Annotated in this window: 25 protein-coding genes; 10 read left to right on the top strand and 15 right to left on the bottom strand. The window is 69.0% G+C overall.

The window, feature by feature from the left end:
- Nucleotides 1-103: 103 nt before the first annotated feature.
- Nucleotides 104-277, top strand: a complete 174-nt coding sequence (locus LX16_RS26835) for a DUF6243 family protein (RefSeq protein WP_170283835.1) — start codon at nt 104-106, stop codon at nt 275-277.
- 150 nt (nt 278-427) lie between these two features.
- Here LX16_RS26835 and gltX read toward each other — a convergent pair whose 3' ends face one another.
- The 5 genes from gltX to LX16_RS01730 all read right to left on the bottom strand — a co-directional run bounded on the left by gltX (nt 428) and on the right by LX16_RS01730 (nt 5,755).
- Nucleotides 428-1,996: a glutamate--tRNA ligase gene (gene gltX, locus LX16_RS01750; RefSeq protein WP_147132082.1), complete on the bottom strand. Its 1,569-nt coding sequence runs from the start codon at nt 1,994-1,996 to the stop codon at nt 428-430.
- The gene (locus LX16_RS01745; protein WP_147132079.1) at nt 1,989-2,768 is read right to left on the bottom strand and encodes a fumarylacetoacetate hydrolase family protein; all 780 of its coding nucleotides are present in this window, start codon (nt 2,766-2,768) and stop codon (nt 1,989-1,991) included. The genes gltX and LX16_RS01745 overlap by 8 nt, the downstream gene beginning before the upstream one ends.
- 116 nt (nt 2,769-2,884) lie before the next feature.
- Nucleotides 2,885-3,214: a hypothetical protein gene (locus LX16_RS01740; protein ID WP_147132076.1), complete on the bottom strand. Its 330-nt coding sequence runs from the start codon at nt 3,212-3,214 to the stop codon at nt 2,885-2,887.
- A gap of 47 nt (nt 3,215-3,261) precedes the next feature.
- On the bottom strand, nt 3,262-4,842 hold the full coding sequence (cimA, locus tag LX16_RS01735; protein ID WP_147132074.1) for a citramalate synthase: 1,581 nt from the start codon (nt 4,840-4,842) through the stop codon (nt 3,262-3,264).
- Nucleotides 4,843-5,029: 187 nt separating this feature from the next.
- Complete coding sequence (locus LX16_RS01730) at nt 5,030-5,755, bottom strand: DUF2306 domain-containing protein (protein WP_244615637.1); 726 nt, start codon at nt 5,753-5,755, stop codon at nt 5,030-5,032.
- Nucleotides 5,756-5,874: 119 nt separating this feature from the next.
- Between LX16_RS01730 and LX16_RS01725 the strand changes: the two genes are divergently transcribed.
- Nucleotides 5,875-6,555 (top strand): TetR/AcrR family transcriptional regulator, encoded by a 681-nt coding sequence (locus LX16_RS01725; RefSeq protein ID WP_147132072.1) that lies wholly within the window; start codon nt 5,875-5,877, stop codon nt 6,553-6,555.
- A 15-nt stretch (nt 6,556-6,570) separates the two neighbouring features.
- Here LX16_RS01725 and LX16_RS01720 read toward each other — a convergent pair whose 3' ends face one another.
- A complete protein-coding gene (locus LX16_RS01720; protein ID WP_244615636.1) occupies nt 6,571-7,290 on the bottom strand; it encodes a DUF2306 domain-containing protein in 720 nt (239 codons plus the stop codon).
- A 163-nt stretch (nt 7,291-7,453) separates the two neighbouring features.
- On the opposite strand from LX16_RS01720, the gene LX16_RS01715 reads away from it, so the two are divergent.
- The 3 genes from LX16_RS01715 (at nt 7,454) to LX16_RS01705 (ending at nt 9,984) form a co-directional block, all read left to right on the top strand.
- Nucleotides 7,454-8,143 (top strand): TetR/AcrR family transcriptional regulator, encoded by a 690-nt coding sequence (locus LX16_RS01715; protein ID WP_158645448.1) that lies wholly within the window; start codon nt 7,454-7,456, stop codon nt 8,141-8,143.
- A 137-nt stretch (nt 8,144-8,280) separates the two neighbouring features.
- Complete coding sequence (locus LX16_RS01710; protein ID WP_147132065.1) at nt 8,281-9,225, top strand: ribose-phosphate diphosphokinase; 945 nt, start codon at nt 8,281-8,283, stop codon at nt 9,223-9,225.
- A gap of 96 nt (nt 9,226-9,321) precedes the next feature.
- Nucleotides 9,322-9,984, top strand: coding sequence for an SDR family oxidoreductase (locus LX16_RS01705; protein ID WP_147132062.1), 663 nt, complete (start codon nt 9,322-9,324; stop codon nt 9,982-9,984).
- 144 nt (nt 9,985-10,128) lie between these two features.
- Here LX16_RS01705 and LX16_RS01700 read toward each other — a convergent pair whose 3' ends face one another.
- From LX16_RS01700 to LX16_RS01685, 4 genes are read right to left on the bottom strand one after another with little or no spacing between them, the layout of a single operon-like run.
- Nucleotides 10,129-10,476 carry a hypothetical protein gene (locus LX16_RS01700; protein ID WP_147132059.1) on the bottom strand — a complete coding sequence of 116 codons (348 nt, stop codon included), beginning with the start codon at nt 10,474-10,476 and terminating at the stop codon, nt 10,129-10,131.
- Nucleotides 10,476-10,832, bottom strand: a complete 357-nt coding sequence (locus LX16_RS01695) for a hypothetical protein (protein WP_147132056.1) — start codon at nt 10,830-10,832, stop codon at nt 10,476-10,478. The genes LX16_RS01700 and LX16_RS01695 overlap by 1 nt, the downstream gene beginning before the upstream one ends.
- 17 nt (nt 10,833-10,849) lie before the next feature.
- Entirely contained in the window at nt 10,850-11,026 is a 177-nt protein-coding gene (locus LX16_RS01690; RefSeq protein WP_147132053.1) for a DUF397 domain-containing protein, read from the bottom strand.
- Between the two features lie 16 nt (nt 11,027-11,042).
- Nucleotides 11,043-11,855 (bottom strand): Scr1 family TA system antitoxin-like transcriptional regulator, encoded by an 813-nt coding sequence (locus LX16_RS01685; protein WP_147132050.1) that lies wholly within the window; start codon nt 11,853-11,855, stop codon nt 11,043-11,045.
- A 366-nt stretch (nt 11,856-12,221) separates the two neighbouring features.
- On the opposite strand from LX16_RS01685, the gene LX16_RS01680 reads away from it, so the two are divergent.
- From LX16_RS01680 to ahpD, 3 genes are all read left to right on the top strand, one after another.
- Nucleotides 12,222-12,527 (top strand): hypothetical protein, encoded by a 306-nt coding sequence (locus LX16_RS01680; RefSeq protein WP_147132047.1) that lies wholly within the window; start codon nt 12,222-12,224, stop codon nt 12,525-12,527.
- Between the two features lie 412 nt (nt 12,528-12,939).
- Entirely contained in the window at nt 12,940-13,491 is a 552-nt protein-coding gene (locus tag LX16_RS01675; RefSeq protein WP_147132044.1) for a peroxiredoxin, read from the top strand.
- Nucleotides 13,491-14,024 carry an alkylhydroperoxidase, AhpD family gene (ahpD, locus tag LX16_RS01670; protein WP_147132041.1) on the top strand — a complete coding sequence of 178 codons (534 nt, stop codon included), beginning with the start codon at nt 13,491-13,493 and terminating at the stop codon, nt 14,022-14,024. The genes LX16_RS01675 and ahpD overlap by 1 nt, the downstream gene beginning before the upstream one ends.
- A gap of 211 nt (nt 14,025-14,235) precedes the next feature.
- Here ahpD and LX16_RS01665 read toward each other — a convergent pair whose 3' ends face one another.
- Nucleotides 14,236-14,937, bottom strand: a complete 702-nt coding sequence (locus tag LX16_RS01665) for a hypothetical protein (protein ID WP_147132038.1) — start codon at nt 14,935-14,937, stop codon at nt 14,236-14,238.
- Between the two features lie 240 nt (nt 14,938-15,177).
- Here LX16_RS01665 and LX16_RS01660 point away from each other — a divergent pair, with 240 nt between their 5' ends.
- Nucleotides 15,178-15,381 carry a cold-shock protein gene (locus tag LX16_RS01660; protein ID WP_147132035.1) on the top strand — a complete coding sequence of 68 codons (204 nt, stop codon included), beginning with the start codon at nt 15,178-15,180 and terminating at the stop codon, nt 15,379-15,381.
- Nucleotides 15,382-15,498: 117 nt separating this feature from the next.
- On the opposite strand, the gene LX16_RS01655 is transcribed toward LX16_RS01660, so the two are convergent.
- Nucleotides 15,499-17,991, bottom strand: coding sequence for a DUF4132 domain-containing protein (locus LX16_RS01655; protein ID WP_147132032.1), 2,493 nt, complete (start codon nt 17,989-17,991; stop codon nt 15,499-15,501).
- A complete protein-coding gene (locus LX16_RS01650) occupies nt 17,991-18,383 on the bottom strand; it encodes a hypothetical protein (protein WP_147132028.1) in 393 nt (130 codons plus the stop codon). The genes LX16_RS01655 and LX16_RS01650 overlap by 1 nt, the downstream gene beginning before the upstream one ends.
- 198 nt (nt 18,384-18,581) lie before the next feature.
- Here LX16_RS01650 and LX16_RS01645 point away from each other — a divergent pair, with 198 nt between their 5' ends.
- Entirely contained in the window at nt 18,582-19,247 is a 666-nt protein-coding gene (locus tag LX16_RS01645; RefSeq protein ID WP_147132025.1) for a S1 family peptidase, read from the top strand.
- Between the two features lie 344 nt (nt 19,248-19,591).
- On the opposite strand, the gene LX16_RS01640 is transcribed toward LX16_RS01645, so the two are convergent.
- Together LX16_RS01640 and LX16_RS01635 are read right to left on the bottom strand one after the other, a co-directional pair.
- Complete coding sequence (locus tag LX16_RS01640; RefSeq protein ID WP_147132023.1) at nt 19,592-19,900, bottom strand: hypothetical protein; 309 nt, start codon at nt 19,898-19,900, stop codon at nt 19,592-19,594.
- Between the two features lie 230 nt (nt 19,901-20,130).
- A complete protein-coding gene (locus tag LX16_RS01635) occupies nt 20,131-20,538 on the bottom strand; it encodes a RidA family protein (RefSeq protein ID WP_147132020.1) in 408 nt (135 codons plus the stop codon).
- Nucleotides 20,539-20,607: the final 69 nt, after the last annotated feature.

Raw genomic sequence — 20,607 nt, 5'->3', positions numbered from 1 at the left:
CACGACAGGAGAACGACATGCGGCTCAGGTGACCGCCGAGCCACCCCGCGAGGCGGCTCGGCACCGACGAAGGCAACGACGGACTCGTTAGAAGGAGACACCCTTGACCAAGGGAATCGGAACCGGAATGCTCGGCGTCGGCGGACAGCGCCGCCACCTCTCCCGGCAGGACCTGCGTGGCGGCACCGGGGACACCACTCCCCCGGCGGACGACGCCATGGCCGCCCGACGCGAACTCATCCGCAGGCTCAAGTCCCGAAAGGGCCGGCGCCGCTGACCGGCGCGCCCGCCACCGGCCGGAGACACACGGGGGTGGGCCCGGCGTCGAATGCCGAGCCCACCCCCGTGACGATTAAGAGGCTGTCTTTGAACCTCGTTCGTGGCCAGCGGCGGTCCGGTCGAGTGCATTCGCAAGGCGGAGAAGGTCCTACGTACCGGTGTTGTACGCAGGACCTTCGACAACGCCGCGAGGCGCCGACCGGTCGTCGCGCAGTAGAACAGCAGGTTCGAAGACAGCCTCTAAGGAGACGGTGACCGCCCGAGCCGCACGCAACCGCGCGAGGCTCACATCCCGTCCGAGCAGTTCCATCGACTCGTACAACGGCGGCGAGACCGTCTTACCGGACACCGCCACCCGCACCGGCGCGAAGGCCTTGCGCGGCTTGATTCCCAGCTCGTCGACGAGCCTGCCCTTCAACGCCGCCTCGATCGCCTCGGTCGTCCACTCGGGGATCTCCGAGAGGGCCTCGACGGCGGCGTCCAGCACCTGGGCGGCGTCACCCTTGAGGGTCTTGGCCGCGCTGGCCTCGTCCATGGTGAAGGCGTCGCCCACGTACAGGAATCGCAGCATCTCGGCGCCCTGCACCAGGGTGCCGGTGCGCTCGGCCACCAGGGGCGTCGCCAGCGACAGGATGCGCAACTGCTCCTCGCTCGGCTCGGATGGGAGCAGTCCCATCCGCTGCAACACCGGAAGCAGCCGCTTGGCGAGCACCTCGGGCGGCAACTGCCGGATGTGGGCGGCGTTGATCGCGTCGAGCTTCTTCTCGTCGAACCGCGCCGGGTTCGAGTTCACATCGGACAGGTCGAACGCCTCGATGAACTCCGACACGCTGAACACGTCCCGGTCGGCCGAGATCGCCCAGCCCAGCGTGGCGACGTAGTTGAGCAACGCCTCCGGGAGATAACCGTTCTCCCGGTACAGCAGCAGGTTCGAACGCGGGTCCCGTTTGGACATCTTCTTGCCGCGCTCGTCCACGATCAACGGCGGGTGCGCGAACTCCGGCACCCGGTGCGCCAGGCCGATCTCCATCAGCGCCCAGTACAGCGCGATCTGGCGCGGCGTCGACGCCATCAGGTCGTCGCCCCGGATGACGTGGGTGATGCGCATCAACGCGTCGTCGACCGGGTTGGTGAGGGTATAGAGCGGCGAACCGTCGCCGCGGGCGATCACGAAGTCCGGCACCGAACCGGCCGGGTAGGTGATCTTGCCCCGGACGCCGTCCACGAAGCCGATCTCGGAGTCGGGCATCCGCAACCGCAGCACCGGGACCCGGCCCTCCGCCCGGTAGGCGGCCTTCTGCTGTTCGGTCAGCTCGCGGTCGAAGTTGTCGTAACCGAGCTTGGGGTCGCGCCCGGCGGCGCGGTGCCTCGCCTCGACCTCCTCGGCGGTGGAGAACGCCTCGTAGACGTGACCGCCGTCGACCAGCCGGGCGATCACGTCGGCGTACACGCCGCGGCGTTCGCTCTGCCGGTACGGGCCGTGCGGGCCGCCGACCTCGGGGCCCTCGTCCCACTCCATGCCGAGCCAGGACAGCGCCTCCACCAACTGCCGGTAGGACTCCTCGGAGTCGCGGGCGGCGTCGGTGTCCTCGATGCGGAACACGAACTTACCGCCGTGGTGGCGGGCGTAGGCCCAACTGAACAGGCAGGTACGGACCAGGCCGACGTGCGGCGTCCCGGTCGGTGAGGGGCAGAAACGGGTACGGACCTCAGTCAAGGGACACCACCGGGTTGGTCAGAGTGCCGATGCCTTCCACGGAGACCTCCACGGTGTCTCCCGGCACGACGGGTTCGATGCCTTCCGGTGTGCCCGTCAGGATGACGTCACCGGGCAGCAGGGTCATAATGTGTGACACATAGGACACGAGTGTCGCGGGCGAGAACACCATGTCCTTGGTGCGGCCGAGCTGCCGCACCGAGTCGTTCACCTCGCAGCGGACCTCCACGTCGGACACGTCGAGGTCGGTGTCGATCCAGGGGCCGATCGGGCAGAACGAGTCGAAGCCCTTCGCGCGGGTCCACTGGTTGTCGGAGTTCTGGAGGTCCCGCGCGGTCACGTCGTTGGCGCAGGTGTATCCGAAGATCGCCGCCTCGGCCTGTGCCCGGTCGGTGACCCGGCGCGCGCCGGTGACACCGATGACGACCGCCAGTTCCGCCTCGTGCTCCACCTGCTGGGACTGCGGCGGGATCCGGATCGGATCCCCGGGGCCGATCACCGAGGTCGACGGCTTCAGGAACAACAGCGGTTCGGAGGGCACCTCGGCACCGCGTTCGGCGGCGTGCGCGGCGTAGTTGCGTCCCACGCAGACGACCTTGCTGGGCAGGATCGGCGCCATGAGACGGACGTCGTCCAGCGCCCACCGCTGCCCGGTCGTGGTGATCGAGCCGAACGGGTGGCCTTCGATCTCGGAGACCGTGGCACCGGCCCCCTCACCGTTCAGCACACCGAACGACATGCCCCGGGCGTGGGCGACTCGCGCGATCCGCACAGTGTTGCTCCCCTGGTTCGTCTGGTGACGGCGGCCGGACGGCCGCCACGACTCGTCAGTAGCTTACGGCCCGCGCGAGGTCGTCCCTCCCGGTGTCCCCGGCGGACCGGCGGTGGTCACAACAGCAGATAGAGGACCACCAGCAGCAGCGACGCGAGAAACGCCCCGAGCACGACGCCGCCGCCCAACGACCGCGAGTCGTTCTTGAACATCAACGCGAATCCGGCGGTGAACAGCAGCGGTGTCGCGATCATGCCCGAGAACAGTGTGGCCATCACCCGCACGCCGTAGGCGAGGCCGCCCGCCAGCAGGAACCCGAGCAGGGTCGCCACGAGCAACTGTCCGAGCGCACCGGCGACGAGTCCGGCGATCAGGCGTCGGCGCGCGTACACCTGTCCGGATGGCTTCGCGGCGGTGCGCACCCGCGCGGATCCGTAGTCGGTCACCGCACCACCGTATCCGCCACCGGCCCGCCCGGTACCCAACGCCACGGTCACGTCCGGCGTTCCAGCCGGTAGACGAGCGCGTCGGCGAGGGCGTGCCAACTGGCCTCCACGACGTTGTCGTGGACACCGACGGTCGTCCATTCCCGCGCGCCGTCGGTGGACTCCACGAGGACCCGTGTGACGGCGTCGGTCCCGGTGCCGCCCGGCAGGATCCGGACCTTGTAGTCGGCCAGCGAGACCTCGCTCAACTGCGGATAGTGGGACGACAACGCCTGCCGCAGCGCCGAGTCCAGCGCGTTGACGGGGCCGTTGCCCTCGGCGGTGGCGATGATCCGGCGCCGCCCGACACGGAGCTTCACGGTGGCCTCGCTGACGACCGTGCCGTCGCCGAGGTGTTCCACGATCACCCGGTAGCTGTCCAGCGCGAAGTGCCGGGGCAGGCCGGTGGCGAGTTCGTCCTTGACGAGCAGTTCGAAGGAGGCGTCGGCGGCCTCGAAGGACCAGCCGCGTGACTCCAGTTCCTTGACCCGGGTAACGATGCGCCCGGTGGCGTCGGGATGGCCGGCCAGGTCGAGGCCCATTTCGCGGGCCTTGAGTTCGATGCTGGCCCGGCCGGCCATCTCGGTCACCAGGATCCGCATGTCGTTGCCGACCCGCGCGGGGTCGATGTGGTTGTACAACTGCGGATCCACCTTGATCGCGCTCGCGTGCAGGCCCGCCTTGTGGGCGAACGCGGCGTGCCCGACGTACGCCTGGTGGGCGTCGGGTGCGAGGTTGGCGATCTCGGCGACGGCGTGGGACACCCTGGTGAGGTGTGCCAGCCCGTCGCCGGGCAGGACGTCCATGCCGAGCTTGCAGGCGAGGTTTCCCAGGCACGCGAACAGGTCGGCGTTGCCGGGGCGTTCGCCGTAGCCGTTGGCGGTGCCCTGGATGTGCATCACGCCGGCCTCGACCGCCGAGACGGTGTTGGCGACCGCACACGCGGTGTCGTCCTGGCAGTGGATGCCGAGCCTGGGGTCGCCGCCGAGCCGGGCGCGCAGTTCGGTCACGACCCGGGTGACGCCGCTGGGCAGCATGCCGCCGTTGGTGTCGCACAGGACCACGACGTCGGCGCCGGCCGCGAAGCCGGTCTCGACGACGGCGACGGCGTAGTCGGGGTCGGCGGCGTAGCCGTCGAAGAAGTGTTCACAGTCGAGGAACACCCTGCGTCCCTGCGACACCCCGTAGCCGACGGTGTCGGCGATCATCGCCAGGTTCTCCTGCGGCGTGGTGCGCAGCGCCCGGGTCACGTGCCGGACGTCGGACTTGGCGACCAGACACCACGCGGGGGCGCGGGAGTCCAGCAGCGCCGCCACCTGTGGGTCCTCGGTGACGACCGTCCCGGGTTTGCGGGTGGCGCCGAAGGCCACGAGCGTGGCGTGCTTGAGCCGTAGTTCGTCGGCGGCGCGCGCGAAGAACTCGGTGTCGCTGGGCAGCGCTCCCGGCCAGCCGCCCTCGATGAATCCGACGCCCAGTTCGTCGAGCAGCCGCGCGATGGCGAGCTTGTCGGCCACCGAGTAGCTGATGCCCTCGCGTTGCGCGCCGTCGCGGAGCGTGGTGTCGTAGACGTGGAATTCGGCGGGTGTCACTGGGTTCTCCCTGCGAGTGGATCGGTGGCGTACCAACGAAAAAGACCCCTCGTGGGACACGAGAGGTCTGGCGCGTGGCGGTGCCCGTCAGCCGGGCGGTGCCGCGCGCCTGTCGCTAATGATCAGCGAGAGGGTCACGGACCGAAGTATGCCAGCACATTCCAGCATCCGGCCGGATCCTCCCGGATCATGGGACCGGCGTGTCACGTCGGGGGCCGGTGGGGCGCCGGGGACGTGAGGTCCGTTCGATCCACCATTCTGCGAGCAGCACGTTGACCAGCAGGCTGCTCCAGATGCTCGCGACCGCCACGTCCATCCAGAACGCGACGTCGACGGCGGGGTAGAACGGCATGAGTACCGCGAACCACAGCGCCGTCCACAGCCGGTTGACCACGATGGAGAAGCACAGCGCGAAGCTGCGGATCATCCAGCGGCGGTGTTCGGCGAACCGGCGGCGGCGGGCCATCCGGAATCCGACCAGCGTGGTGCCGAGCCACAGCAGCGACAGCATGACGTTCCCGATGCGTCCGGGTACGGGCACCATCGACTGCACGCTGGTGGCGAGCGCGAGCAGGCTGCCGGGGATGACGGCGGCGACGTAGATCCGCCCGGAGATCCGGTGTGCCCGGGGGCGGTTCCGGCGCAGCCAGGGCCACATCTGGAGGCAGCAGCAGACCAGTGCGACCGTCCCGAGGGCGACGTGTGCCGACATCACGAGGTAGTGCTCGTGGGACCGCAGTGCCACAAGGGACTTCTCCGGGGTGAAGCCGAGATAGTCCGGGACGCGCCACACGATGAAGATCGCGGTGACGGCCCACAGCGGCACGATCCAGGGACGTCTCCACCAGGGAACGCGTGCCGCGAGGCCGGGCGGTCCCGGATCCCGGTCGGCGACGGTGGGTGCCGGGTTCATGTGGACTCCAACCTTAAGGGTATGTCGTACGCATTAGAGCGTATAGCATACGCATAATCGGTGCAATATCCTCCGAGCCTGCAGACCGAACCGTCAGCCCCATCGGAAGGAGCCATCCATTGGCGACCATCGACGGCCGTGACCTGTTGTGGGGCCGTCGGACTCCGCCCACACGCGGCCGTCCGGCCACATTGAGCACCGAGCGCATCGTCGCGGAGGCGACCGCCGTCGCCGACGCCGAGGGACTCGCCGCCCTGTCGATGAAACGCCTCGCCGAACAACTCGGCTCCGGAGTCATGTCGCTGTACCGGCACATCCCCGGCAAGGCCGAACTCGTGGCCCTCATGCTCGACAACGCCTTCGGGGAGCCGCCGCGGACCGACTCCGGCGACTGGCGGCGCGACACCCGCACCCTGGCCATGGCGTTGCGCGCCATGTATCACGCCCACCCGTGGGCGGTGGCCGCCTCCAGTGAGACCCGGCCGGTGGGTCCCAGGGAGACGGCGTGGTTGGAGGCGCAGCTGCGCGCGCTGGCCCCGTTGGGCCTGAGCGCCGGGGCGACGATGAGCACCGCGTTGGCGGTCAGCAGTTACATCCGCGGCGCCATGCAGTCGGAGGTCCCCGGCCACGTGCCGGAGTTCAGCCACCTGGAGTACGCCGACGCCCGCGAACGCTTCCCGGTCGTCACCGCGACGGTGCTGGCGCCGGACTTCGGTGAGGCGGCCGAGCTGCGGCACTACGTCGAGTTCGGGCTCGACCGCCTGTTGGACGGGATCGAGGCGGCACGGTCGCGCGCCTGACGACCGCCCACCGACTCAGCGGGCGACGGCGCGGCGGACCCGGGAACCGCGTTCGATCCACCATTCGACGACCAGCAGGTTGACGACCCAACTGATCCAGATGCCCGCGACACCGGCGTCGACGAAGAGCGCCTGGGCGTCACCGCCGTAGTAGCCCTCCAGGGCGGGCTGCAACGCCGCGACGAGGACACCCGTCCACAACCGGTTGACCACGATGGAGAAGCACAGCGCGAAACTGCGCAGCATCCATCTGCGGTGTTCGGCGAACCGACGCCGCCGGGCCGCCCGGTACCCGGCGAGGGTCGTCACCAGCCACAGGACCGCCAAGGTCGCGTTCCCGATCCTGCCGGGAACCGGTACGTCCTGCAAGACGCTGGAGACCAGGGCGAGCAGTGCCGCCGGGACCACCACGATCACGTAGATACGGCCGGTGAGCCGGTGAACCGCCGGGCGGGTGGTGCGCAGCCACGGCCACACCTGGAGACAACAGCACACCATCGTGACGGTCCCCATGACCACGTGGGCCGACAGCAGCAGGTAGTGGGTGTGGGAGCGGAGCACCACGAGCGACGCCTCGGGGGTGAAGCCGAGGCAGGCGGGGGTCCGCCAGAGCAGGAAGGCGCCACACAACGCCCACAGTGGAACGATCCACGGCCGCCGCCACCACGGCGTCCGGGCCGGCGGCTCCACCGTGACGGGCGGCGGACCCTGAGGGGTGAGCGTTGCGCGTGTCATGAGGTCTCCCATCGGATCGGCACTTTTCGTATGCCATACGATATTAAACGTACGACATACGAAAATCGGGCCGGACCTCGGAGCCCGGCGACAAGGCGTCGGCCGGGTCCGCCCCGCGACCCGTAACCTGACTCCCGAGACGAGAGAACCGGAGGGCGGGGCAGTGCCGGACGACATGGAAGACCTGCTGTGGGGCCGCCGCGCACCGGCACCACGCGGCCGTCCCCCGAAACTGAGCCTCGACCGCATCGTCACCACCGCGATGCGGATCGCCGACCGGGAGGGACTGGCGGCGCTGTCCATGAAGCGCCTCGCCGAGGAACTGGAGTCCGGCGTCATGTCGCTCTACCACCACGTGCCGGGCAAGGACGAACTCGTCGCGCTCATGGCCGACACCGCCTACGGCGAGCCACCGGACACCGAGACCGGCGACGACTGGTACACCGCGCTCCACCGCTGGGCGCACGCCCTGCGCACCGTCTTCCACGCCCACCCCTGGCTGACCGATCCCGCCATCTCCCCCGGTGTCGTCGGCCCCAACGAGACCGCCTGGCTGGAGGCGGAGCTCACCGCGCTCGCACGGCTACGGCAGCCACTCGCCGACGCCATGAAGAACGCCCTCGCCGTCAGCAGCTACGTCCGGGGGGCCGTCCAACCGGAGATCCACCGCCGCGCGCCCCGGTTCGGCCATTCGGCGGTGGACAGGAACCGGTTCCCGCTGGTCAGCTCCTTCGCCGACACCGCACGCGCACACGACTCCGACCCGCTCGCCGACTTCTTCGACGTGGGACTCCGCCGACTGCTCCACGGGATACGCGCCTCCGTCCCGCCGCAGAACGACACCGATACGTGACCCCTCGTGAGCTGCGACGACACCCGTTAACGTCGATGTGACCAACCCGTCCGAGTGTCAGCTACCTGAAAGTCACCCGCGCGACGGCATGAGAGGATCGGACCGTTTTCCGCCGGAGCGATGCTGAGGAAGAACAGATGCGCGACGACGAATTGGTGGTCATCGGTGGGTCGGCGAATCCACTGTTGACACAGGAGATCTGCGAGATCCTCGACGTACCGGTAGGACGGGGCGAGGTGTTGCAGTTCTCCGACGGCAACCTCTTCGTCAAGGTCGGCCAGAACGTACGCGGTCGGCACGTGTACCTGGTGCAGTCCACCGTCTTCCCCGCCAACGACAACTTCATGGAACTGCTGTTCTGGATCGACGCCCTCAAACGGGCGTCCGCGGCGTCGGTGACGGTGCTGATCCCCTACTTCAGTTACGCCAAGGGCGACAAGAAGGACGAACCCCGCGTCTCGATCCGCGCCCGCGTGTGCGCGCAGTCGATCGAGGCCGCCGGAGCCGACCGCGTCGTCACCCTCGACCTCCACGCACCACAGATCCAGGGTTTCTTCGGAGTCCCCGTCGACGACCTCTACGCCCTCCCCGTCCTCACCGACGCCATCGCCGCCGAGCAACTGGACGACCTGGTGATCGTGTCCCCCGACGCCGGATTCGCGAAGAAGGCCAAGCAGTACGCCAAGCGACTCGGCGCGCCACTGGCCATCGCCGACAAGGAACGCGTCGACCACACCGAGAACGCCCGCGTCGTGGACCTCATCGGTGAGGTCGAAGGCCGCAACGCCGTCATCGTCGACGACTTCACCATCACGATGGGCACCCTCGCCGAGGTCGCCGACTGCCTCATGGACAAGGGCGCGCGCTCGGTCCGGGCGGCCGTCACCCACGGCGTCTTCACCGGCAAGGCCATGCAACGGCTCGACGCCTCCGCGATCCAGGCCCTCTACGTCACCGACTCGGTGGAGAACAGCCCCGTGGAACGGTCACCGCTGGTGCGGACCGTGTCGGTCGCGCCGCTGTTCGCCGAGGCGATCCGCCGCATCCACCACCGCGAGTCGTTGAGCATCCTCTTCGAGTGACACCGGGCGCCCATGGCTCCGTCTGACCGGCCCTGCGGCGACGGTGGTATCGGGGAAAGGGGTGCGGCGTCTCCGGCGGCCGAATAGGCTCGTCCCATGCGTGTCGTGATCGCGGGAGGCCATGGCAAGATCGCGCTTCGGCTGGAACGGCTGCTCAGCGGCCGGGGCGACGAGGCGGTCGGGCTGATCCGCAACCCGCAGCAACGCGCCGACCTGCAGGCGGCCGGGGCGGAGGCCGTCGTGTGCGACCTGGAGACGGCGTCGGTGGACGGCGTCGTGGAGCACCTGCGGGGCGCCGACGCCGTGGTGTTCGCCGCCGGGGCGGGACCCGGCAGCGGCGGGGCGCGCAAGGAGACCGTGGACAAGAACGCCGCGATCCTGCTGGCCGACGCGGCGGTGGCCGCCGGAGTCCACCGGTACGTGATGGTCTCCGCGATGGGCGCGGACGACGAGCCGAGCCCCGACATGGACCCGGTGTTCGCCACCTACCTGCGCGCCAAGGGCGCCGCCGACCGGGACCTGCGTCAGCGGGAGTCGTTGCGGTGGACCATCATCCGGCCGGGGCGGCTCACCGACGAACCGGGCACCGGGAGGATCACACTGTCCGACTCCACCGGACACGGCGAGATCCCCCGCGACGACGTCGCGGAACTGTTGTTGGCCGTGCTGGACTCGCCGGGAACGTCGGGGCTGACCCTGGAGGCGATCAGCGGCCCGGACGAGGTCATCGAGACAGTCCAGGACCACGCCGGCCGGTAGGGCGCCGGTCTCGTCGCGCCCGCTGCCACGGGTGCGGCGGCGCGATGGGCGATCCGATCCATCCGGTCCCCGTCGGATCCTCCTCGGCCGAAGTCACCCGACTTCGACGTCATTCCGGTGGCCTCGACGGCGATGTCCCCGACTTCAGGCGGACCGGTCGGAGCCGGTCGACTCACACCAGTCCCCGGGCCGCCACCGGGTCAAGCGGAAGACGTCTCGGCGCACGAGTCGCGACATCCACCCCAGCGCGCTCGGGAAGGTGGTACCCGTCGCCCGGGCCACCAGGTAGGCGAACCGGTAACCGAACCCGGCCAACGCCAACGCCCCCGCGAACAACAGACAGAAGAACACGATCGCGCCGGGTCCGCGGGACAGCCACACCCCGGAGAGGCAGTAGACCCCCACCCCCGCCACATACGCCCGGTTGGCGACGACGAACCGGGCATAGCCCCGCGCACAACGCACCGCCACGAGCACACCGGCCGGGGCCATCACTCCCCCGCCATCGCACGCCACGCCCGCGGCCGCCAGATCCGGAGACGAAAGACATCACCGATGAGGACCCGGGATCCACCCCGCAACACGACCGGAAACGACTCCCTCCGCCGCAGGTACAACCGATAGCTGATCCAGTGTCCGCTGAGGATCACCACCGCCAGGTAGCACCACGCTGCCAGGAAGATGTTCCGTCCGAGTATGTCGTCCCCCGCCATACTGCCCGCGAAGCCGGTGATCAGGACGGGAACTCCCAACCGCTGCCCGAGGATGTGCCAGCCGTAACCGGGCATCTGCCGAATCTCGACCAGGCGCGGTTCATACCCCGGCGGCGGATCGATCGATGGAAGCATGACGGGCCGCCGGGTGGTCAGGTGACGAGCCGCAGGAACGCGGCGAAGTCCGTGCGGGTCATGTGCAGAACGGGCGAGCGGTCACCCAGTTTGCTGTCCCGGAGTTCAGGGCCGTGGCCGGTCAGACGAGCCTCTACACAGTTGTAACCGCCGGCAGAACTCCGGCTCGCCCTACGCCACGCACTTGCCTTCATTGCAAACTCCCTCCGCTCACGATTGCCGCTGTATTAGATACTGGTCAAGCGGAACCGCATCTGCAACCAGATGCCGGTACATTCGCATGTGGCTCGCGACCGCCTCCCTGTTGTCCGTGTATCTCGTTCCGTCGATCTGATCGACGCACACGAAGGTGCCACGCACGCGACTGCCGGACTCGAACACCGCGAACGCGCTCTCCACCGGATGACTGAACACCCGTATGTCCACGTTCCCGTACCTGTTCGCTGCCCGCAACCTGGCCGTCTGGGACTCGCTCACGCCTTCCAGGGACAACATGTACCGCATTGCGGGCTCACCGACCAGGAAGGTCATCAAAGGCGGCTCGCTTCGTTGGAAGACCGTTCGTTGCCGTTCTCTTCGGAACGCGAACCCGTTCTCCGACGCGGCTTTCGGGTCAGGTGACGTGATGTTGAGGTGCCACCAATACTCCGGAGTCTGCAGCAATCCCGGAACGTACAGCGGTTCGACGTTGTAGATGTGCCTGGCCAACGATTCGGCGACGATGATCGCTCGCCAGGTTCGGTTCTGCCGCGCACGTTCCCAAACGTTGCCGATCGAATCCTTGGGGCGCAGCGTCATGCTGTAGAGCTCGTTGGTCTCCTCCGTGGTGGCTCCGTACACCTCGCAGAGGTTCTTCACGGCGCTGGCGGGGATCCTGTGCAACCCCGCCTCCCACCGCGAGACGGTCTGCCGAGCCACTCCGATCGCCATGGCCGCGTCCCCGCACGTCATCCCGGCGTCGAGTCGGAGCCGTTCCAGCACACTGGCCAGCAACCACTGTGTGAAGCCGGGTTGTGACGTCATGGCTAAGTGATAACACGGCTGTCAACGTGCAGAATCGGCCGTACTTTTTGTACTGACCGAACTGTACGGACGCGGATCGCTTCCTTCTTCGAGGCTGCGGCGTTTAGCGTGGAATCACGAGCGGCGGTGCCGCGAAATCCGGGATGGTCACCGCGACCAACGAGAGACCACCCCGGATGAGGACCATCCAGCAACGATTGGAGTCGAGATGGATGGCATGAACAGCGTAGGACCGAATGGCGTTCCACGCCAGCCCGGCGGGGAGCCGGACGGGTATCGGCCGCATTTTCCGGATGTGGTGTATGGACGGACGTGCCAGGTGTGCCGGACCGAGTGGCCGTGCGGCGTGGTGGTGGGGAGGCGGGCATGACCGGCATTCCAGGCGACACCGGGCTCGGCGTTCCGGGCGAGATCGAGTACGGCCGGTTCAGCGACCCGACGCGGGAGTACGTGGTGACCTCGTCGGCGGCACCGCACACGGTCAGGGTGTACGCGCTCGACGGTGAGCAGCGGGCAATGGTGTGCACCATCGCGGGCGTGGACGGCTTTCCGCGCACGTCGTGGGGTGCGCCGTGGGTGTCGAACTTCCCGGAGTGGAAGCGGCGGTTTGAATCCCGGGCGCTGGAGGTATACGAATCGCGTCCCCGGCCGATCAGGCTGTGTGACGGCTGACCCGCGCGAGACCCGGCCGACCGTGGTTTCCGCTCACGGTCGGTCCACGCCCGGTGGCAGGCCGGGCGGCGGGAACTCCGGCGCGGGTGGGCGCGGCCGGTGATCCCGCGGTCGGCCGCCTGCGGTCCTCCTCCCGAGACCGCAGGCGGCCGCTCATGTACGGCTTGGTTGGTCATACGACGAGCGACACGCCCGAGAGAGCGCTTTCTTTCCGTCGTACGGCCAACCAAGCGCGCATTATGACCAACCAAGCCGCAGAAGGCGGGGCGGGACGGAGGGGGCGAGACCCTTCCCACACCCACGCGTACCGGATGCGCCGATGACGCACTCGACGGGTACATTCTTGAACGATTCCAGATAAGCCGGTGCTGTTGGCCCGGCGGTTCCCAAGACATCCGCGAGGAGACGATCCGTGCTGAACGTTGGCGACCACTTCCCCGAGTACGAGCTCACCGCCTGCGTGTCGCTCGACCCGGACAACGCCTTCGAGACCATCCACCACAAGTCCCACCAGGGCAAGTGGCGCGTCCTGTTCGCGTGGCCGAAGGACTTCACCTTCGTGTGCCCGACCGAGATCGCCGAGTTCGGCCGCCTCAACGGCGAGTTCGCCGACCGTGACGCCCAGGTCCTGGGCTGGTCGGTCGACAACGAGTTCGTGCACTACGCGTGGCGCAAGGACCACCCGGACCTGAAGGAACTGCCCTTCCCGATGTTGTCCGACGTCAAGCGTGAGCTGACCGCCGCCGCCGGCGTCCTCGGTGAGGACGGCGTCGCCCAGCGCGCCACCTTCATCGTCGACCCCGACAACGTCATCCAGTTCGTCATGGTGACCGCCGGTTCCGTCGGCCGCAACGTCTCCGAGGTGCTGCGGGTGCTCGACGCGCTCCAGACCGACGAGCTGTGCCCGTGCAACTGGAACAAGGACGGCGAGACCCTGGACGCCAAGAAGCTGATGGCGGCCTGATGGCTATCGAGGACATCAAGTCGGCACTGCCGGAGTACGCCAAGGACACCAAGCTGAACCTCGGCTCGGTGACCACGACGTCGTCACTCACCGAACAGCAGCTGTGGGGCACCCTCGTCGCCACCGCGTTCGCCGCCCGCAACCCGGTCGTGCTGCGCGAGATCGTCGACGAGGCCGCCAAGCACCTGTCGGACGAGGCGATGACGGCGGCCAAGGGCGCGGCCTCCATCATGGCGATGAACAACGTCTACTACCGGGCCAAGCACCTGATCGGCGACGACGCCTACCAGTCGCTTCCGGCCCGGCTGCGGATGCAGATCATCGGCCGCCCCGGCGTCGACAAGATCGACTTCGAACTGTGGTCGGTCGCGGTCTCGGCCGTCACCGGTTGCGGCACCTGCCTGGAGTCGCACGAGAAGACGCTGACGGGTGCGGGCATGTCCCGTGACAACGTGCACGACGCACTGCGGATCGCCGCCGTCGTCCACGCCGCCGCGGTGACCCTCGACGCGGAGGCCGCCCTGGCGGGCTGACCCGACGGTGCGCGACCGCGCCGTGGCACTTCCCGGCCCGTGTCCCCTTCCCCGGGGCGCGGGCCGTTCCCATGCCTCCACACCATCGCCTTGGGTGGGCGGGGGCCGATCGACATGCCTCGAATAAGCCCGGATGTCCGAATTCTCGCGGGCTTCAGACCACCCAAGGCGGGCCTCAGACCACCCAAGGCGGAACGGGGAGGGGGCGGGGTCAGGTGAGGTGGGCCAGCCAGACGGGCAGGCCGTCGAAGGCGGACACGAGCCGGCCCGCCTCGCTGCGCAACCGGTCGGCCTCCTCCGGTGCGGCGACCTCCGCGAGCGCCGCCAGCGCCGGCGCCAGGCCGACCAGGTACCCGGCCGACGTGGCCGCCCGCAGCGCCTCCCGGTACGCCTCGGCGGCGGTGGCGACGTCGTCCACCGCCTGCGCGCAGGAACCGAGCTGCCGCCAGCTCAGCGACGCCAGTAGTTCGTCCCGGCCGTCCCGCGCGGCCTGGCGGGCCGCCTCGTAGTGCGGCACCGCCCCGGCCGGATCGGCGTCCAGGTACTCCACGACGAGTCCCCGCCGGAAGGTCAGTGTGCGGCGGCGCGGCGAGTGGAGCGGCAGGTACTCCTCCGCCATGGCCAGTGCCGTCCGCGCGTCGGCACCCCGGTCCTCGACGCGGTGGCGGGTCATCGCCCAGTACAGCAACGCGCGCTCGGAGTGGACCGCCCCGACGAGTTGCCGGTCGTCCTCGGCCAGTTGCTCGGCCTGGCGCAGCGCGTCCTCCGCGAGCGCCCAGCCGTCCAGGGTGTACGTGGACTTCTCCACCAGGGTCGCCCCCAGCTCGACGGCGTCGCCGGGCGTGTGCTGCGCCCCGTCCACCAACAGGCCCACGATCTCGTCCCAGCATCCCCGCAACCGCAATCTGTTCACGTGGCGAGGCTAGCCGCCGGTGTCACGGCCCACAATCCGGCGGCGGTGCCGCCGCGGCGGGCCGACCGGCGGAAACGGTCGCGACGTCGGCGTGTCGCGGCGCATCCGTGACGCACGGCACATCGACCGTGACGAATCCTGCCCATTCCGCCCATCTCACCCCGTAAGCTGCGGTTGGCCCGTTCGGGCCGGTCGGTATCGCGAAGCGGGATCGAAAATCCGTACAAAGGGAACCAGCAGATGGCAAACGGCACAGTGAAGTGGTTCAACGCCGAAAAGGGTTATGGCTTCATCGAACAGGGCGGCAACCAGCCGGACGTGTTCGTGCATTTCTCGGCGATCCAGTCTCAGGGGTTCAGGGAACTCAGTGAGGGTCAGGCGGTCGAGTTCGAGGTGGGCCAGGGCAACAAGGGCCCCCAGGCGGAGAACGTCCGCCCGGTGTAGGGGCCGTTCTTCGCACCCGCGTCCCACGCGGACCGGGTCCGAAGCCGGCTTCGGGTGTGATCGCCCACTGACATGACGAGGCTCGTCCGGGTGTCCGGCCCGGACGGGCCTCGTGCGTCACACCGCCACCGGGGCGGCGCCGATCTGCGAGGTGATGGTCGGGTCGGTGATCGCGGTGTCCTTGGCCAGCAGCAGCGCCTTCGACAGGATCACCGACAACAGGCGGTCACCCTCGAACGGCAGGAAGTCCGGCGCGCCGCTGCCCGCGACGAACTGCCCCGGCACGATGCACAGGTACTGGTCGTTGGGCGTCATCAGGATGTTCCCCGACCCGAGGTGGATCTTGTAGGTGCGGATGTCGCCACGCACCACCAGGAACCGCCCCTCCACATGTGCCCGATCCCGGATCGCCAGGCGGGGAACCAGCCGCTCCAGCAGTGTCCTGCGGGTCTCGGCGGTCGCCGTCAACTCCCCGAAGCTGTACGACTGCCAGTACTCCCGGAACCGGCCGTCGGGGCCGCCGTCGGACCACGTCGGATCGTTGCCGACACTGGCGACGCCCACGAACAGGTCGACGTCCCGCAGGATCTCACTGAGCACCAGCGGCGGTACCTCCGCCAACGGCAGCGGCTCCGCCGGTCGCTGGTCCTGCGACACCCACTGCTCGTAGCCCCCGCCGCCCGCGTGGGCGAGATTCTCGGGCGCGTCGATCCGGTAGAACCGGATCTGATCGGTCGCCAGCCGCAGGTAACTCCCCGTCTCGGTGCTGTCCACGCCGTACTGGTCGCCGACGCCCTCCACCCAGAACTCGGCGCGCAGTCCCCACTGTGGAAGCTCCTTGTGGGCCGGCGGGTACTCGTCGTCGACCATCAACCGGAGTTTGTTCCGCCAGCCGCGTGCCGCGGTGAGGGCGTGGAACTGGTGCTGTCTGATGATGTGCGCGGCGAACCGGTTGGAGTAGACACGGGTGTTCTCCTCGGCGGCCGTGAGCAGGTAGACCTCCCGGTACGCCTGTTTGAACGGCTGCACGACCCGGTACCGCTCCAGGAAGTCGCGCCAGGCGATGATCTCGTCGATCTCCCGCCCGATCGGGTGCCACAACGTCACCTCGTCGGTGTCGGCGACCTCGACCGGCTCACCGTCGACGTCGCGCCAGGCGTCCTCGGCGAAGCCGAAGGCCACGTCGCCGGCCCGCCAGATGAGCCGCCGGGCGAGGACGCCCAGCAGCGGATGCTCGGCGTACCGGCGTCGCCACGTCTCGCCCCGCCACGTCCGGCAGGCGAGGAACTGCCGGTCGAGTCGTTCGGACTGGGCGGTGAGCATCTTGGAAACGTCCTTGACGAGGCCCTTCAGTTCCTTCACGGACTCGGCGTGGTCGCGGCGGACGGCGGCGGGCGCGGTCTTCACCGTCTTGCCGGCGGCGTTCACCCAGGTGAGGCGGGGCGCGTCGGTGACGGTGAGTATGGCGCGGCAGTCGCCCAGCTCGCGGTCGAGCCGACCGACCTCCGTCATCCCGTAGCCCGGGACGGACATCTCCTCGATCTCGTCGCGGGTGATGCCCAGGGCTTCGGCCTTGGCGTCGAGTTGGTTGCCGATGACCTTCAGGGTGCCCTTGAACTTGACCGTCGACGCCAGCCGCGCCAGTTGCGCCAGCGCGTGTTCGCCGTCGGCGGCGGCCAGCGCGTACACCGCCGCGTTGGCGATCTTCGGGGAGTACGGTCCGACGCCGGGCACCTTCCGCAGCATCGCCTCCACCGTCGCGCCCAGAACGCGCGCCGACTCCGCGGTACCCGGCAGGAGGCCCAGCGTCCACGCGAGACCCCGGGCGACCTCGGAGTTGTAGGAGTCGATGTGGTCGACGTAGTACTGGGCGTCTATCGTCGTCGCCTCACTACGGCCCGCGCCGACCAACGCCAGCCATCGACCGATCCGCTCCACCGTCTCCTCGCCGGGGCCGACCGCCGCGACGAGGCGTTCCGCCTCCGTCAGCCACTTGCGGGTCGGTTTGGAGCCGCTGACGGTGGCGGCGTGGAAGACCAGGTCGGTCCACGCGGGTGGCAGGGACTTCAGATCCGCGATGACCTCGTCGGACCAGACCTCACCGGGGTTGAGCACGGGTTCCCTCCAAGTAGCCATGAAAAGCCGGAACTGGTCACTCTCGTCGCCCGACGAGGCCGTCCGGCGCGCCGTCGCGACGACACGTGGGTCCACGGGTTCGCCTGCGGCGCGATACCGTTCCAGCGCGTCCTGGAGCCGTATCGCCGGCCAGCACGCCCACATACCGGCCGCCTCCGTCATGAGCTTTCGGTGCCGGTCGGTGACGCCCTGGTCCCGGTGACGCAGCCGCAGCAGTTCGCACAGGTTGCGCAGCCGCGCCTTCACCAGCCACGGGCGGGACCGGCCGTACCTGGTGCTGCCGTGCAGGCGGTCGCCGAGCGCCTTGCGTTCGTCGGCGGGCAGGGCGTCGAGCGCCGCGACGTGCGGGGCCTCCCCGGTGAGCCAGAACAGTGACCGGTGTGCGGCGAGCTGTGCGAACGCCTCGTACAGGCCCTCGACGTCCCGCGCCTCGACGAGTGCGGTGATCCGCTCGGGTGTGACCGTCTTGGACATCAGCCACCGACCAGTGGGACCAGTTTGAGGAACGTGATCTCGGTGCCCTGCCGGATCTCGATCTCGGCGTCCAGCTCCTCGATCTGCCGGTCGTCCACCAGTACGACGAAACCGTTGCGGCCGAACGACTCCACCGCCAACTCGTACTGCTTCTCCGGGTCGACGCGGCGGCGCTCGCGCATCCGGAATCCGTTGATGGCGACCTCGGCGTCGGTCGGTCGCACCAGGCCGGTGAAGACCTCCGGCTGTTTCGCGTTGTATTCGGCGACCTCCTGGAAGACCCGCCGGCGAAGCAGCTCACCCAGGCTCAGCCGTTCCTCGAATATCTCCAGGTGCCAGGCGTCGCTTCGCGCACCGGCGGTCGTCTCGTCAATGAACGCCACTGTCGTCATGCGGCGCAGTGTATGGAGCCGGTGCGACAGATTCCGGACGGAAACGGTCCGGGAGGCCCGATCGCGACGCGCTGTCCACAGGGGTGCGAGCACGGCGCCGACGCCTCGAACGCTGAAGTTTCAGAGGTTTTCCGCAGCGGTCACCGGTCCTAAACTAATCGATAGCAATCTATTTCATTTCGTAGACCCGAGGACACCATGACTCCCCGACGCATCTCCGGAATCCTCATCGCACTGTTCGCCGCCCTCACGCTGTTCGCGCCCACCCTCGCCGCCGCCGCACCACCGGCGGCGCCTCAGGCGATGGAGATCATGGGCGGGCAGCACTTCCGCACCGCGACGGCCGGGCGCTGCACCACCGGCTTCTCCGTGGAACACACCACCTACGGACACGGCTTCCTCGCGTACGGCGGTTGCGGCCAGCTCAACGACCCCGTGTACGCCGCCGACGGATCCGTCATAGGCGTGGTGAAGATCAAGTCCGCCGCGTGGCTGTGGGTCGATCTCGCCGCCGGCTGGACGGCGCTTCCGTACGTGGCGCCGAACCATCCCGTGACCGGGGGAGCGCAGTCGCCGGTCGGCGCGTCGGTGTGCCGGGCCGGGAGCACCACCGGCTGGCACTGCGGCATCGTGCAGGCGCTCAACCAGACGGTCTCCTACCCCGGAGGCGTCCTCTACGGACTCACCCGCACCAACGTCTGCGCCGAACCGGGTGACACCGGCGGGCCGTACCTCTCCGGCGGGAACGCCCAGGGCATCCACGTTGGCGGCTCCGGGAACTGCGCGAGCGGCGGCACGAGCTTCTTCCAGCCGTTGCGCCCGATCTTCGCCGCGTACCCGAGCCTGTCGCTGATGACGGTGTGATCCCGCCGCGAACGTCCTCGGGGGCCGCCACTCCTCCTCCCCATGGCGTCGAGCCTATGCCGGAAGGTCCGGCCGGGGGAAGCGTCCGCACGGGCGGTTGTGGACGACGCACGCGTTGTGGAAAATCCACTGGGGACGGAGCGTCGTGAAGGCGGGCGGAAGAGCGGGTACCGGCTCGCGGGTCACCGCGACCGGCGAACCCCATGGGGACGTCGTGACCCGCGACCGGCGATCCGCTCGGGGAACCACCCCCGAGTACACCGCCGGTCCGGCTGCGCCGACGAGTCCCGGCCTGTCGCGGTCTACCGGCGCCGACGAGTCCCGGACGTCGCCCTAGTCGGCGGTCACAGGTCGAAGTCGGGATAGTCGTACTCGAACATGATCACGGCATCGGGTGCGACACCGGTGATCGCGGCGCGGACGCCCGCCTCGAACCGTTCGTCCCAGTCGCCGTTGCCGCCGATGATCAGCGGATGCGGTGTCCTGGCCCGGACGATCGGGCGGCGCCTGACCACGGCGGTCCGGACCGGGAACTCCCGGCGATCGATCCGCTCGGTCGCGGCGAACTCGGTGACCGCGGCGGCGACCCGGTGTGCCTGGTCGACGGAATCCAGACCCTCGACCCGAAGGTCGACTCCCACATTGACGGACATGGGATGCGATTCTAAGGTCGCCCGGTTCGGCGGTCGCGCGCCCGTCGCCGCGCGAGGCGACGGACACCCGTCGCACCACACGAACACCGCCGTGAAGAGGTCGGCCACGAGCCTCAGCGGTCGGCACGGCCGGCTCCGGGCGGCGGCACGCGGCGCCGAAACGAACGGCCCCACCGTCACCCTGCCGCGACTCTCACGCCCGTCACGGTCGCCGGAGCCCGGCCGGGAGCCTAGTCCAGGACGGCCGTCGCCTCCACCTCGACGAGCAGGTCGGGTTCGCCGAGTGCCGCCACTCCGAGCAGGGTGATCGGTTTGACCGGGTCGATGCCCAGTCTCACCGCCGCCCGGCTGACGCCCTCCCCCAGCAACGGCATCTTCTCGGGCCGCCAGTCGACGATGTAGACGGTCAACTTCGCCACGTCGTCGAAGGATCCGCCGGCCTCGGCCAGCGCGGTGGCGATGTTGAGGTAGCACTGTTCGACCTGGGCGGCGAGGTCTCCCCCGCCCACCGGCCGGCCGTCGGCGTCTCGGGCGACCTGTCCGGCGAGGAACACCAGCCGGGAGCCGGTCGCGATCGACATCTGCCGGTACACCTCGGGTTTCGGCAGGCCCTCGGGGTTCACGAGTGTGACGGTCATGGTGGTCTCTCCCTCGGTGTGGCGGGTTACGGCCTCGCCCGCGAAGCATAGCAGTGTTATGTAATATGA

Origin of the sequence: Stackebrandtia albiflava, from assembly GCF_007994225.1 — a bacterium.
Taxonomy (GTDB): Bacteria; Actinomycetota; Actinomycetes; order Mycobacteriales; family Micromonosporaceae; genus Stackebrandtia; species Stackebrandtia albiflava.
The sequence above is the reverse complement of the archived record's forward strand: the minus strand, read 5'-3'. Positions and strand labels throughout refer to the sequence as shown.